This window comes from Xanthomonas sacchari, assembly GCF_024266585.1.
Lineage (GTDB): Bacteria > Pseudomonadota > Gammaproteobacteria > Xanthomonadales > Xanthomonadaceae > Xanthomonas_A > Xanthomonas_A sacchari_C.
Window position 1 is genome coordinate 3,409,417 of sequence record NZ_CP100647.1, and the last position, 14,685, is coordinate 3,424,101.

Sequence of the window (14,685 nt, forward strand, 5' to 3'; positions counted from 1 at the left end):
GCCTTCGCCGTCGCTGTCGCTGTCGGGCAGATTGCCAGCCGTGGCCGACGCAGCCGCAGCGGCGAACCACAGGCTAACCAGGAGGGCGGCAGCGCCGCGCCGCACGCGCGACGCGGCGCCACCGGGTGCAGAGGTGCGACTCAAAACTCGGTCCTGATCCGCGCCCAGAAGTAGCGCCCCAGCGTGTCGTAGGTGAACGCGTCGGTATTGGCCGCACTGGCGTAGCCGTAGTAGCGCGGCGGCGTGCGGTCGCCTAGGTTGTTCACGCCCAGCGCCAGCGTGCTGTGCAGGCGCTCGAACTTCCGGCTCACGCTGGCGTCGTGGTAGGTCACCGTGCCGACCGGGAAGTACACGCAACTGCCGTCGGCGGCGGTGTTGACGCAGAAGTCCTCGTAGGCGCTGCCGACCGTGGTCCGTCCGATTAGGCGGGTGTTCCAGCTCGCATGCCAGGGGCCGTTGTCCCAGTCGACGGTGAAGTTGGCCCGCCAACGCGGCAGGTTGCCGTAGCTGGATTGTTCGCCCACGTAGTTGTGCGGGTCGCCGCTGAAACGGTAGCTGGACAGGTAGGTGGCATCGACGCCAACCCGGAAGCGGCCCCAGGCGGTCTCGGGCAAGGCGTACTTGATGCCGACGTCGTCGCCGCGGATGTCGACCTTGCCGCTGTTGATCGCGAACGGCACGGTCACGCTGACCAGTTGCCCGGTGGGGCCGCGCTTGATCAGCGGGCAATAGGCGCTCTGCCCGTCGTAGCAGTTCTGCAGCACCTGATCCAGGCCGACGCCGTTGATCATGTCGTCCAGGGTGACGCGCCAGCTGTCCAGGTTCAGCGACAGGCCCTCGGCCCAGCCCGGGTCGTACACCGCGCCGATGTTGTAGGAACGGCCCTGCTCGGGCTTGATCGCGAAACCGGCGTTGGCCGAGCCGGTGGTGAGCACGGTGAAGGTGGAGGTGTTGACGAAGCTGCCGTTGGTCGGCACGTTGGCGCAGGCGGCAGGATTGCCGCCGCCGGTGTAGCCGTTGCACGGATCGGTGTAGCTGCCGACGTCGTCGACCACGCCGTTGTACGGCGACCCGTACAGGTCGCCCAGCGCCGGCGCGCGAAATACCTGCGAGCCGGTGGCGCGGATCAGCAGGTTGTCGATCGGCCGCCACTCCAGCGCGACCTTGCTGTTGGTGGTGCTGCCCCAGTAGTCGTAGCGCGAGTAGCGCGTGCCGAGGTTGAGGTTCAGCGCCTGCGCGCCGGTCACGCCCTTGAGCAGCGGCACCAGCACTTCGGCGTAGGCTTCCTTGATGGTCTCGTCGTGGCCCTGGTTCATGATGCAGCCGTCGTTGTAGTCGCAGTTGCCTTCCGCATCGGCCGCCGCCACCGGGTTGCTGGTGCCCTGCGAGAAGCCGTTCTTGCGGAACGACAGGCCGAACGCGGCCTGCACCGCGCCGGCCGGCATCGCGAACAGGTCGCCGTTGACGCTGGCCTCGGCGAACTTCATGGTGCTCTCGTCGATCAGGTCGACCGCGCTCTGGGTGGCCTTGATGGCGGCGATGGTGGCCGGATCGTCGGGGTTGAACACGTTGATCGGGGTGCAGCCGGCGATCACGTTGCCCGGTGTGCCGCACTTGATGGTGCCGTCGCTGTCGCGGAACGAGGCGCCGACCGCGTTGTTCAGCGCCGAGGTAATGGAGAAGCCGTTGCGCACCAGGGTGTCCTTGTAGTGCGCGTAGCCGGCCGCCGCGTCCCACTGCCAGCTGCTGTCACCGACCTTGCCGCGCAGCCCGGCGACGATGTTGGTCTGGTACATCGTCGAGGTGTAGACGCGGGTGTTGGCCGGCACCGAGCGCAGCAGGTAGCGGCTGAGCTGGCTGCCGAAGGGGTTGTAGTAGTTCTGCGCGGCGTTGGGCAGTTCCAGGCCGTAGGCGGTGAGCTGCGAGGTGGTCTGGCTGCGGGTCCAGAACATGTCCAGGTAGCCCTGCACGTTCGGGGTGAAGTCGAAGCTGGCGTGCGCGGAGGCGTTGGTGCGCTGCACCGGGGTGATCAGGTACTGCCCGGTGTACGCGTTGTAGCCTTCGACCGCCTGGCTGTAGGTGTGGAAGTCGCTGGCGGTGACCTGGCCCGGCGGCAGGTCGGCGTTGGGGGTGAGCACGCTGCCGTTGCGGAGAAAGGCGCGGGTGCCGTTGCCGCGGCGTTCCAGCACCTGGCCGTTGAGGTAATTCTGCGCGGTGCGCGCGTAGTCGCGGTCGCTGTCGTACAGCGCGTTCATCGAGCTGCGGCTCACGCCCAGGATCAGCCCGCCGCGCTCCCAGGTCTTGCCCCACTCCAGGCCGAGCGAGCGCCGGTTGCCGTCGCCGTGCGTGCTCAGGCCGTAGTCGGCGGTGGCGGCGAAGCCGTCGTACTTGTCCTTGAGGATGATGTTGACCACGCCGGCGATGGCGTCGGAGCCGTACACCGACGAGGCGCCGTCGGTGAGCACCTCGATGCGCTCGACCATCGCCGCCGGAATCGCGTTGACGTCCACGCCGGGCGCGGCGGCGACGCTGCTGGCCGGGCCGGCCATGCGGTGGCCGTTGACCAGCACCAGGGTGCGCTCGGGTCCCAGGTTGCGCAGCGAGACCAGCGCACGGCCGTGGCTGAAGCCGGAGTTGAGCGCGACGTTGGGCATGTTGCCGGCCATCGCCGGCAGTTGCTGCAGCAACTGGCCGAGGGTGTCCTGGCCGCTGTCCTCGATGCGCTGACGATCGATGGTGATGACCGGGCTGGCGGTTTCCGCATCGACGCGGCGCAGGTGGCTGCCGGTGACGCTGATCCGTTCCAGCGTGGTCGCCTGCGTGTCCTGGGTCGACGCCTCCTGCGCCTGCGCCGCCGGCGCGAGCAGGGTCAGGACGGTGCAGATCGCCGCACCCAATGGACCGGGCTGCGGCGCGGCGCGCCAGGGACACGGGAGCAGCGGCGCAACGCGTTCGAGCAAAGACGGCATCGGAAATCTCCTGAGCGGCAGCCTGGCGATCGCCGGAGCGCCGCCCTTCCCCAGGCGGGCGCCCCATCGCCAGCGCGTGTGGCGGATACGAAAACGGACGTGTCCACGCATGCGCCGCCGGACGGGACGATCCCGACGCCGCCTGCACGGCGACGCGCAGGAGCCATGCGCTGCGTCCCCGGTGAGGTGCAGTGAATCTCCCCCTGGACATTCACTGCACGGTCACAATGTGCGCGTAGGACGCGCGCGGCGTCTTGTCGTATTTATCGGGAAAACGTGCGGAATACCGCACTGCCCCGCAGGCCGGCGGGACGTTTCCGACTTTTTCGCCACTCAGCCGTAGACGGCCGAAATCGCCACCGTCGCCGCGCTCCCGGCCGGCACCAGCACACGTTCGTTGCGCGGCCCCGACAGCGCCGCCGGCTGCCCGTCCAGCCGCACCTCGTGCAGGCGGGTGCCGGCCGGCACGCGCAGGGTCAGCCAGGTCCGTGCCGGCCGCTGCGCCGGCAGTGTCACGCTGCCGTCGATGCGCTTGCGCGCCGGATCCCCGTGCAGCGCCAGCGAGACCTTGCCCCAGCGCGTCGGCGCCGCGTCGATCGCGATCGTCTCGCCGCTGCCCAGCCAGTCGCGCGGCAGCGCACGCGCCAGGAACAGTTCCTCGCCGGCGCTGTCCTCGAACACCAGCATCCAGCGCAGCAGCAGCGGGATGGTCATCTGCGCCGGGATGCAGAACAGCGGCATGCCGCCGGTGATGCCGCTGACCTCGCCCGCCGTCCAGCTGCCGCGGGTATGCACGTGGTAGCGGTGCGCGTACAGGAACAGCAGGTATTCCTCGATGCGGTCCAGGCGCAGCAACTGCTGCGCATAGCCGTAGGAGATGAAGCCGAGCAGGTCGCGCGCCTCCGGCGTCGGCGCGGTGATGTTGCCGACCACGCCGAGGCTGGTGCCGCCGTGGCCGCGCACGCAGTCGATGACCAGGTGCGCCAGGTCGTCGGGCAGCACGTCGGCCTGCAGCAGTTCGGCGTAGGCGCGGTGCGGCCAGCCCTGCTCGCTGGGGTGTTCCTGCTGCAGCGATTGGCGGAAGGTGAGTTTCACCCCGGGCAGCGGACCGATGTAGGGCGGCTGCAGCTCGTGGCGGACGTTGCCGCGCAGCGTGCGCAGCAGTTGCGCGGACAGCTGCTGTGCGCGCCGCTGCCACTGCGCCGCGGCGGCCTGCCCGCCCGGCCCGGCGATGCCACTCCACACCGCGGCCAGGTCCTGCCAGCCGCGCACGGCCAGCGCGCTGTTGGCGTAGTACGGCTTCCACCACACCTGCGGATCGGGGAACAGGCAGGCATCGGATTCGTTCCAGCCGTGGATCAGGCCGTACCCGGGTGCCGACGCCGGCAGGCGCAGGCTGGCGTCGTGCAGTTCGGCCAGCACCTGCGCGGTGGCGGCGATCTTGTCGCGGTGCTTGCGCAGCAGTGCGGCATCGCCGGTGTAGCGCAGGTAGCGCGCCAGCAGCGACAGGGTCAGCCCGAACTGGCCGGTCTCCGGGCCGCGCATGTTGACCATGCCGTCGGCCTGCACGAAATCGCTGAAATAGCCGTCCAGCACCGCCGCCGCCTGACGGAAGCGGCCCCATTCCAGGTTGGCGTACAGCGAACTGGTGAAGGTGTCCTGGAAGCCGTCGTACTCGTTGCCGTAGTAGTCGCGATCCACTGCGCCGTACTTGGGATAGGTGCCGCCCGGGCGCACCACCAGCTCGCGGGCGAAGGCGAAGCGCGCCATGTCGCGCCAGCTCGGGTCCGGGGTCTGCGCCTGCACGGTGTCGGCGAGTTGCGCCTGCCAGTAGCCGGCGAAGGCGAGCAGGCCACGGTAGAACTCTTCGGCGCTGCGCGGACCGCGTCGCGGCGGATAGTCGGGATAGCTGTAGCCGTACACCACCTTGCTGATCTTGCCGTGCTCGACCAGCGCGCTGCGGTGCCAGGTCTGCACCACGAAACGGTCCTCGGCCAGCACGTCGGCGAACAGCAGGATGTCGTAGTAGCGATTGTCGCCAGCGGGCACCACCTTGCGCACCGCCGGCATCCAGCCGCCGAGCAGGCCTTCGCTACGCCGCCGCACCAGTTCGTCCTTGCCCAGTTCCGGGAACGATTGGATGGCGCGGTAGCAGCGGGTGCGCCCGTCCGGGTACACCGGCATGGTGTCGGCGCATTCGCGGGTGCCGATGAAGGTGGTCCACGGCAGGCGCCCGTTGTAGTCCTTGGGGTCCAGCTGCGAGGCCGGCGGCGGCGCCACGTCGCGCACCGCCTCGGCGCTCGGGTCGCCGTCGCGCAGCAGGCGATCGGCGAGCAGGTCGGCGTCGGCCATCGCCACCTCGGCCAGGGCCATGCCGAAGTACGGCGCCTGCGCGGCCGGGTACACCGCTTCGGTGCGCTTGCCCAGCACCAGCGCCCCGCCCGGCCCGAGCAGGGTCAGGTCGCCATCGGGCTGGCGCAGATCCTCGTACACCTCCCAGGTCGCGCCGGCCTCGACGAAGCGGCACTGCAGGGTGTGCCCGGCGAGCGCGTCGGCCGCCAGTGGCTGCAGTTGCGGCGGCGCAGGCGCGCGCGCGGCGCTGGCGGCCGCCGGTGCCGCGGCGGCACGCCCGGCCAGCGCTTCCACGCCGGCGACCGCGCCGACCGCCAGGCCCTGACGCAGGAAATCTCTCCGATCCATCTACCGTCCCCGATGCAATGCGATCGTCGCATCGTGCGCCGCGCGCGCCGCAGCGTCTTGTGCGCTGTGCCGAGGATCGGTGCGGAAAACCGCACAGCCACGTGGTCGCGGCGGTGCTGCGTCACGGCAGCGCGACGCGGCGGTGACGGCTTAGGCGAGCACGTCGAGCAGGCTGCCGATGCTGTCGTCGGCCGCGCGCAGCACCCGCGCATTGGCCTGGAACGCGGTGCGCTCGGTCAGCGCGCCGACCATGTCGTCGACCAGATCGCTGCCCTGCCCGTCGGCCTGCTGCACCTGGCCGACCACGCCGCCGCCGGCGCTCGCCTGGTTCACCGGCACCGAGCGCTGGAAGCCGTCGGTGGCGAGATTGGCGATGTTGTTGGCGCGCACCTGCAGCCCCGACGCGGCGGCGCGCATGCCGGACAGCGCGATCGAGGAGCTGGGAGCGATGGCGGTCATGGCAGACGGGGCGCGCAGGGAGGCTTGCCGGGGTATCGGCTGATGTGGCGATGTCTTTAGTGGCGGGGATTGGGGATTGGGGATTGGGGATTCGCAAGAGCAACTGCGGCGGCGCCGACGCTCAAAGCCCCTCTCCCCTCGGGAGAGGGATTGGGGTGAGGGTCCTGGAGCACCGCGATGCCCCAGAACCCAGTGCATCGCCCGTACCCTCATCCGCCCCTGCGGGGCACCTTCTCCCGAGGGGAGAAGGGAATCAATGCGCTTTTGCGAATCCCCAATCCCCAATCCCAGCTCCCTACAGCCGGTTCCATGCCGGCGTCGGCTCCCCAAGCAAATGCCGCACGAAGAAGTCGTACTGGCGCCGCTGCACATAGTCGATGGGACCGGTGGAGCGGCCGACGGAGTGTTCGCCGCCGGGCACGACCAGCAGATCGAAGTCCTTGCCGGCCTTGATCAGCGCGTCCACCACCTGCCCGGTCGAGGCCGGGTCGACGTTGCTGTCCTGCTCGCCGACGATCAGCAGCAGGTCGCCGCGCAGCTTGGCCGCATTGTCCACGCCGGAGGCGCGCGCATAGCTGGCGTCCACCGGCCAGCCCATCCACTGCTCGTTCCAGCTGATCTTGTCCATGCGGTTGTCGTAGCACCCCGCATACGCCACGCCGACCTTGTAGAAGTCCGGATGCCGCTCCAGCGCGCCCAGCGTGCTCTGCCCGCCGGCCGAAGCGCCGTAGATGCCGACACGGCCGATGTCGTAGGACGGATCCTGCGCCGCCAGCGCCTTGTGCCAGGCGATGCGGTCGGGGAAGCCGGAATCGCCGAGGTTCTTCCAGGCCACATCGTGGAAGGCCTTGGAGCGGTTGGCGGTGCCCATGCCGTCGATCATCACCACGATGAAGCCCAGATCGGCCTGCGCCTGCATGCCGATCTGCTTGTCGCCGCCGGAGTGGTAGCCGAACGGCCAGAAGGTCTTGGGCACGAAGGAATCGTGCGGGCCGGCGTAGATGTTCTCGATCACCGGATAGCGCTTGTGCGGGTCGTAGTCGCGCGGGCGCACCACCATGCCCCAGATGTCGGTCTTGCCGTCGCGGCCCTTGGCGACGAAGGTCTGCGGCGCGCGCCAGCCGGCGGCCTGCAGCTTGCGGATGTCGCCGCGCTCGACCACCTGCAGCAGGCGCCCGTCGATCGCATGCAGTTCCATCACCGGCGCCATGTCCGGACGCGAATACACGTCCACGTAATGGCGACCGTCGTCGGCGATCGCCACGTCGTGGTCGGCATCGGCCTCGGTCAGCCGGGTCAGGTGGCTGCCGTCGAAATCCACCGCGAACAATTGTCGATAGTACGGATCCTTGCCCGCATCCATGCCGCTGGCGGTGAACCAGATGCGCCGCTGCGCGTCGTCCACGCGCAACACGTCGCGCACGATCCACTCGCCCTTGGTGACCTGCGCCTTGATGCGGCCGCTGGCGCCGTCGAACAGGTACAGGTGGCGCCAGCCGTCGCGCTCGGAGATCCACAGGATCTCCTTGCCCAGGCCATCGACATCGTGGCGGTAGCTGCGGTCGGCATAGACGAAGGTCTTGGCATCCTCGCCCACCGCCACGTGCGCCTTGCCGGTGGCCGCATCCACCGCGATCGCGCGCATGCGCTGGAAGCCGCGCTGCACGTAGTCGAACACGAAGCTGGCGCTGTCGCGGCGCCACTGGATCGGCGAGAGCTGGTAGGGGTTGGCGAACAAGGCATCGTCGATGGCCAGACGCCTGGACGCACCGCCGCGTGCCAGCGCGCCGAGGTCGAACAGCACCGGCCGCTCGATGTCCACCGCATCGCCGGGCTTGGGATACAACTGGGTGCGCACCACCGGCTGGCCGCCGCCGGGCGGCGCCGCCTCGACCCGGGTGACGCGGCGGGGAAAGCCGGGCTTCACCCGGTACAGCGCCAGCCGCTGCGAATCCGGCGACCAGGCGATCGTTTCCGGATCGTAGAAATCGTCGCTGCGGCCATCGTCGGCCAGACGCAACGTGCGCCCGTCGGCCACCGCGCGCAGCATCACCGCGTTGCCGTCGACGTAGGCGTCCCAGCGCCCGTCCGGCGAGCGCCGCGGGGTTGAATCGGCCGGCACGCTCAGGTCGCGCACCACGCCGAAGCCGCGCGGCCGCGGCTGTGGGCCGCTGTCGGCGCGGACGCAGACATAGGTGGTGAGGGTGCAACGCCACGGCGTTTCGTCGAGTTCGAAGGCGATCGCCGCCTGCGCCTGGCCGCCCTCGGCGACGTAGGCGAAACGCGCGAACGGCAGGCGCAGCGCCGCATAGTCGGTGCCGGTGGCCGCGCCCAGCGCACGCGCCAGCCGCGCCTGGTCGAACGCCGGCTGCTTGCGCTGGCTGGCCACGTCCTCGACCACGAAGGCGAAGCCGCCCGGCACGGTCTTGCGGTAGTAGAACGCGCCGTCGTCGCGCCACTGCGCCGGCCAGGTCACGTTCTCGGTCAGGCCGATCCAGGCCTCGCGCAACCCCAGCGAACGCTGGTAGTCGGCGACGCTGGGGGCGGCCTGTGCGGCACCGGCGCAGCATGCCAGGGCCATGACGATCGATACGACGAACTTGTTCATACTGTTTCCAATCACTTCGATAACACGCTTTTTTGCGTAGGAGCGGCTTCAGCCGCGACAGCCATTACCGGTAAAGCCCGTCGCGGCCAATCCCACAAAGGGGACAAGAACCGCTCCTAAGCCCTTCCACACACGCAACGGTTATTCCCCGTCGTCCTCTTCCAGCGCCAGCTCCTCGGGGCGCAGGCCGCTGCGCGCACCCCAGTGATAGCAGCCCAGCGCGATCGCCGCCACGCACAGCGTGTCCCAGGGATGCGCGATCCAGCCGCTGCCGCCGAAGGTACCCAGGCGCGACACCACCAGCACCAGGGCGAAGAACACGATCAGCCACAGCACGCCGCGCACCTGCCGCCACAACCGCGCGCGGCCGGCGGCGTTGGGCAGGCGGTACAGCACGTACAGCGCGAACATCGCGATCTGCAGGCCGAGCAGCCACGACAGCGTGTTCCAGGTGGACCAGTACACGATCAGTCCTGCGACGATGAACGACAGCGGGCCGAGCAACGCCATGCCGCGCAGCCGGAACGGCCGCGGCAGTTCCGGCGCGCTGCGCCGCAACGCGGCCACGGTCACCGGCGCCACCGCGTAGCTCAGCACCAGCGCCGCCGACACCACGTTGATCAGCGCCTCCCACGAGGGGAATGGCAGGGTCCAGAACACCGACAGACCCAGGCTCAACCACAGCGCCGGGCGCGGAATGCCGGAGGCGGCATCCACCTTGGTCAGCACCGGCAGGAAGCCGCCGCTGCGCGCCCAGCCATAGACCACCCGCGGCGTGGCGTTCATGTAGATGTTGCCGGTGCCGCTGGGCGAGATCATCGCGTCGCAGATCACCAGCGCCGCCAGCCAGCCCATGCCCAGCGCCAGGGCGATGTCGTGGTACGGCAGCGAGAACGCCTTGTCGATGCCACCCCAGCCGTTGGCCAGGTGCTGCGCCGGCACCCCGCCCAGGAACGCCAGCTGCAGCAGCACGTAGATCACCGTGGACAGCGCCACCGACAGGATCAACGCGATCGGGATGTTGCGCTGCGGATCGCGCACTTCGCTGGCCACCGACACGATCGGGGTCAGCCCCAGGTAGGCGAAGATGATGCCGCCGGCGGAGATCGCCGCCTCCACCCCGGCCGCGCCGAACGGCGCAAAGCCCTGCACGTGCAGGTTGCGCGCATCGAAGTGCGCCATCAGCAGCACGATCACCAGCACCGGCACCAGGAACTTGAACACGCTGACGATGTTGTTGGCGGTGGCGAAGGTCTTGACGCTGTAGTAGTTGAGCAGGAAGAACGCCACCAGCAGCGCCAGCTGCAGCAGCCAGCCGGCGACGCTGGGATGGGTGCTGCCGGCCTGGTTGAGCCACGGGAACCACGCCGCCGCGTACTGCCGCGCCGCCTCCACCTCGATCGCGATCAGGCTGGAGAAGGCGATCAGGGTGATGAAGCCCATCAGCCAGCCCAGCAGCACGCCGTGCGAATACTCCGGGTAGCGCACCACGCCGCCGGCGCGCGGCAGCGCCGCACCCAGTTCGCAGTACACCAGGCCCAGCAGCAGGACCGCCACGCCGCCGGCGATCCACGAGACGATGCCGGCCGGCCCGGCGATCGCCGAGACGTGGCTGGCCGAGAACAGCCAACCGGAGCCGAAGATCGAGCCCAACCCGATGAAGGTCAGATCGGTCAGGCTCAAGCGCTTGTGGAACTTGCCTTGTGCGGCCATGGCGTCTCCCGCTGGAAGTGGTGTCACTGGCGATTCAACGATCTGCGGCGCTCCCTACCCTCACCCCAACCCCTCTCCCGATGGGAGAGGGGCTACTCCCTTCTCCCTCCGGGAGAAGGTGCCCCGCAGGGGCGGATGAGGGTCCGGGCGCAGCCTCGTGCAGTTGAAACACCGCATGCGCTTCGCGCCCCGACCCTCACCCCAACCCCTCTCCCGGTGGGAGAGGGGCTTGTACCTCCCTTCTCCCTCCGGGAGAAGGTGCCCCGCAGGGGCGGATGAGGGTCCGGGCGCAGCCTCGTGCAGCTGAATCCCTCATGCGCTTCGCGCACTACCCTCACCCCAACCCCTCTCCCGAGGGAGAGGGGCTTGTACGTCCCTTCTCACTCCGGGAGAAGGTGCCCCGAAGGGGCGGATGAGGGTCCGGGCGTAGCCTCGTGCCAGTTCGACCGCTCAAGACTGCACCACGTCCCCTCACCCGCATCCCCTCGCTCGCATCTCCACCCTGCCCCATGGCCTCGAACGGCGGCGAGGGCCGTTCGCCATCCCGGCGCGTGGCGACGCGTTCGTCATGGCGCCATCGGTGCGTTCGTTGCGGCGCCCCACGGCGATTTCCCGCCCTCGGCGATGAACCGGTCGATGCGCTGCTCCAGCACCGGCAGCGGCACCGAGCCGGTCTCCAGCACCGCATCGTGGAAGGCGCGGATGTCGAACTTCTCGCCCAGCGCCTGCTCGGCCTTGCGCCGCAGCTCCAGGATCTTCAGCTCGCCCAGGTAGTAGGACAGCGCCTGTCCGGGCCAGGCGATGTAGCGGTCGACCTCGGTGGTCACCTCGTGCTCGCTGAGCGCGGTGTTGTCGCGCAGGAACGCCTGCGCCTGCTCCCGCGTCCAGCCGTCGTGATGGATGCCGGTGTCGATCACCAGCCGGCACGCGCGCCACATCTGGTAGGTCAGGTAGCCGAAGCGGTCGTACGGGGTGTCGTACATCCCCATCTCCTGCCCCAGGTATTCCGAGTACACCGCCCAGCCCTCGCCGTACGCGGAAATGAAGGTGTAGCGGCGGAAATCCGGCAGGTTGCCCTGCTCGGCCGCCAACGGCATCTGCAGCGCATGCCCGGGCGAGGACTCGTGCAGGGTCAGCGCGGTGAGGTTGTACAGCGGCCGCGACGGTAGATCGTAGGTGTTGACCAGGTAGATGCCGGGGCCGCCGCGGCCGCCGGTGTAGAACGGCGCCAGGTCCGCCGGCACCGGCTCGATCGCGAAGCGCTGCCGCGGCAGCCGGCCGATGTAGTCGCCGATCTTGCCGTCCACGCGCTTGGCGATCCACGCCGCATCCTTGAGCAGTTCCTCCGGGGTCTTGGCGTAGAACCTCGGGTCGGTGCGCAGGTAATGCAGGAACGCCGGGAACGTCTGCTGCCCGGGCGGGGTCTTGAAGCCGCTGTCGGCGATCGCTTGGTCCATCTCCTTGCGCAGCCGCGCCACTTCCTTCAGGCCCACCGCGTGGATCTGCTGGGGGCTGAGGTCGAGCGTGGTGTATTCGCGGATCTGCGCGCGGTAGTACGCCACGCCGTCGGGCAGCGATTCGGCTGCCAGCGCCGGGCGCGCCTTGGGCAGGTACTCCTCGCGCATGAAGCGCAGCAGCTTGGCGTAGGCCGGCACCACCTGCTGGGCAATCGCCGTGCGCGCCTGCGCGCGCAGCTGCGCCTGCAGCGGCGCCGGGATCGTCGCCGGCATCTGCTTGAACGGGGTGTAGAACAGGTTGCTTTCGCCCGGCGCCTGCGCCACCTCGGCGATCGACTGGTCGCGGCCCTGCAGCGTCACCGCCGGCTGCGCGAAACCGCGCGCCAGGCCGGCGCGCATGTTGGCGATCTGTTCGTCGAAGTAGCGCGGAATGTCGGCGAGCTGCCCGAGGTAGCGCTGGTAGTCCTCGCGGCTGCGCAGGGTGGCGCGCGCGGTGAAGCCCAGGTCGCTCCAGAACGCGGTATCGCTGTTGAACGGCATTTCCCAGACGCGGAAGCGCTGCTGGTCGAGCAGCACCTGCAGCTGCTGGCGATAGACCTGGTAGTTCACCTGGTCCTGCGCCGACAGCTGCCTGGGGTCGATCGCGTCCAGGTCGCGCAGCACCTGCTGCCAGTACGCGGTGCGCTGCGCCTGGGTGGCCGGATCGACCTTGGGCAGGTGATCGGCGGCCTGCCCCTGCGCGTCTTCGTCGTCGGCGCCGGCGAACTGCTCCTGGCGCCACTTCCACTCGCGCTGGTACAGGGCCTTGAAGCGCGCACCGGCATCGCTGGCGGGTGCAGCGGAGGCCGCGGCGGACGCCGCGGCCGGCGCGGCGGCGGCGGCGCCTTGCCAGGCCAGGGTGCAGGCGATGGCCAGGGCCAATGCGGTAGGCAGTCGGGAACGGGAAGTCATCGCGGGGTCTCCGGAGTGGCGGGGGCGCCGGCCTGGACCTGGGCGATCCAGGCGTCGATGCGCGCGTTCAGCAGGTCCAGCGGCATCGCGCCGCCGCCGAGGACGGCATCGTGGAAGGCGCGGATGTCGAAGCGATCGCCCAGTGCGCGCTTGGCCTTCGCGCGCAGCGCCAGGATGTCCAGTTCGCCGAGCTTGTAGCCCAGTGCCTGGCCCGGCCAGACGATGTAGCGATCGGTCTCGGACTGGATGCTGGGTTCGTCGTCGGACGGATGCGCGTGGAAGAAGTCGATCATCTGCTGCCGGGTCCAGCGCTTGGCATGCACCCCGGTGTCCAGCACCAGCCGGTTGGCGCGCAACAGTTCACCGGCCAGGCGGCCGTAGTCGCTGTACGGATCGCGGTAGAAGCCCACTTCCTTGCCCAGCCGCTCGGCGTACAGCGCCCAGCCTTCCACATAGGCGTTGTAGCCGGACTGCTGGCGGAACGGCGGCAGCGGCAGGGTCTGGGCCAGCGAGATCTGCAGATGGTGGCCGGGCACGCCCTCGTGATACGCGGTGGCCTCGATGTTGACCAGGGTGCGGTGCGCGTAGTCGCTGGTGTTGACCATCACCAGCCCCGGCTTGCTGCCCTGCGCATCGCTCTGCCAGTACTCGGCGCCGGGCGCGGTGGCGCGGAACGCGGCCATCGCGCGCACCTCCAGCGGCGTCTTCGGCAAGGTGCCGAACAGCTTGGGCAGTTGCGGCTGCATCTGCGCGATGGCGTCGCGGTAGCGTTGCAGGATCTGCTCGGGCGAGGTGGCGAAGAAGCGGCGCTGCTGCGCCACCGCCTGGCGCAACGCCGCCAGGTCGGCGTAGCCGAGCTGTTTGGCGATGGCGCCCATTTCGCCCTCGATGCGCGCGACTTCGGCCAGGCCGGTCTGGTGGATCTGCTCGGGCGACTGATCGGTGGTGGTCTGGGTGTGGATCGCATAGCGGTAGCGGCGCGCGCCATCGGGCAGCGACCACAGGCCTTCGTGCAGGCGGCCCTGCGGTGCGTACTCGTCGGCGACGAAGTCGGCCAGCTTGCGGTAGGCCGGGCGCACCTGCTGGTCGATCGCCGCGATCATCGCCGCGCGTAGGCGTGGCCGCTCGGCCTCCGGCACCGCCGCCGGGAACTGCTGCAGCGGAAGCGCGAACGGGCTGTCGGCGCCGGCCGGCGCGGCGATCTCGCGCACCTGCGCGGGAATGCGCTCGAGCAGGTACTTCGGTTGCACCAGCCCGTCCCTGGCGCCGGCGCGCGACAGCGCCACCACCTGGTCGAGCAGCGCCGGGATCGCCTGCAGGCGCTTGATGTAGTCCTCGTAGTCCTTGACGCTGGCGAACGGAAACGCCTGCGCATAACCCGGCAGTGCGACCTGGATGCCGCCCACCGGCTCCAGCGGCATCTCGTCGTTCTTCAGCGCGATCGCCTCCAGGCGGTCGCGCAGCTGCCGCTGCATCATCTGCAGGCTCAATTGCTCCTGCGCCGACAGCGCCTTGGCATCGACCGCATCGAAGCGCGCCAGGAACGCCGTCGTCGCCTGGCGTTCGGCCTCCAGCGCGGCGGGCGAATAATCGCTCCAACGGTCGTTGTAGCGGGTGTCGCCGATGATGCTGGCGAATTCGGGATGGTGCGCGAGGTGGTACTGCCATTGCGCATCGAGCAGCGCGGCGAAGGCCTGCGATGGCGACGCGGCCGCCTTTGCCGGCGCCGCGGCCGCCGGCGCGGAGGGCGCCGGCGGTGCGGACGGCTGGCAGGCGGTCAGGGCCAGCGCCAGCACGCTGGCGACGGGCAGGCGCAGGTGTTTCATCG

7 protein-coding genes are annotated in these 14,685 nt (G+C 69.7%); all 7 read right to left on the reverse strand.

The genetic code is table 11. The features are described 5' to 3' along the window. Nucleotides 1–140: 140 nt before the first annotated feature. Nucleotides 141–2,969, reverse strand: coding sequence for a TonB-dependent receptor domain-containing protein (locus NKJ47_RS14190; protein WP_254458499.1), 2,829 nt, complete (start codon nucleotides 2,967–2,969; stop codon nucleotides 141–143). Nucleotides 2,970–3,302: 333 nt separating this feature from the next. After that, a complete protein-coding gene (locus tag NKJ47_RS14195; RefSeq protein ID WP_254458500.1) occupies nucleotides 3,303–5,669 on the reverse strand; it encodes a Tat pathway signal protein in 2,367 nt (788 codons plus the stop codon). Nucleotides 5,670–5,819: 150 nt separating this feature from the next. Beyond that, nucleotides 5,820–6,128 (reverse strand): flagellar basal body protein, encoded by a 309-nt coding sequence (locus NKJ47_RS14200; protein ID WP_254458501.1) that lies wholly within the window; start codon nucleotides 6,126–6,128, stop codon nucleotides 5,820–5,822. Between the two features lie 295 nt (nucleotides 6,129–6,423). Next, complete coding sequence (locus NKJ47_RS14205; RefSeq protein ID WP_254458502.1) at nucleotides 6,424–8,736, reverse strand: S9 family peptidase; 2,313 nt, start codon at nucleotides 8,734–8,736, stop codon at nucleotides 6,424–6,426. 141 nt (nucleotides 8,737–8,877) lie between these two features. Beyond that, the gene (locus tag NKJ47_RS14210) at nucleotides 8,878–10,449 is read right to left on the reverse strand and encodes an APC family permease (protein ID WP_254458503.1); all 1,572 of its coding nucleotides are present in this window, start codon (nucleotides 10,447–10,449) and stop codon (nucleotides 8,878–8,880) included. 566 nt (nucleotides 10,450–11,015) lie between these two features. Beyond that, on the reverse strand, nucleotides 11,016–12,857 hold the full coding sequence (locus NKJ47_RS14215) for a DUF885 domain-containing protein (protein WP_254458504.1): 1,842 nt from the start codon (nucleotides 12,855–12,857) through the stop codon (nucleotides 11,016–11,018). After that, a complete protein-coding gene (locus NKJ47_RS14220; RefSeq protein ID WP_254458505.1) occupies nucleotides 12,854–14,683 on the reverse strand; it encodes a DUF885 domain-containing protein in 1,830 nt (609 codons plus the stop codon). Before NKJ47_RS14220 ends, NKJ47_RS14215 begins: the two co-directional genes overlap by 4 nt. Between the last annotated feature and the right edge of the window lie 2 nt (nucleotides 14,684–14,685).

Bases quoted from the DNA above. Each gene is read 5' to 3' on its own strand.
- NKJ47_RS14190 (WP_254458499.1), bottom strand. From the start codon at position 2,969: ATGCCGTCTTTGCTCGAACGCGTTGCGCCGCTGCTCCCGTGTCCCTGG.
- NKJ47_RS14195 (WP_254458500.1), bottom strand. From the start codon at position 5,669: ATGGATCGGAGAGATTTCCTGCGTCAGGGCCTGGCGGTCGGCGCGGTC.
- NKJ47_RS14200 (WP_254458501.1), bottom strand. From the start codon at position 6,128: ATGACCGCCATCGCTCCCAGCTCCTCGATCGCGCTGTCCGGCATGCGC.
- NKJ47_RS14205 (WP_254458502.1), bottom strand. From the start codon at position 8,736: ATGAACAAGTTCGTCGTATCGATCGTCATGGCCCTGGCATGCTGCGCC.
- NKJ47_RS14210 (WP_254458503.1), bottom strand. From the start codon at position 10,449: ATGGCCGCACAAGGCAAGTTCCACAAGCGCTTGAGCCTGACCGATCTG.
- NKJ47_RS14215 (WP_254458504.1), bottom strand. From the start codon at position 12,857: ATGACTTCCCGTTCCCGACTGCCTACCGCATTGGCCCTGGCCATCGCC.
- NKJ47_RS14220 (WP_254458505.1), bottom strand. From the start codon at position 14,683: ATGAAACACCTGCGCCTGCCCGTCGCCAGCGTGCTGGCGCTGGCCCTG.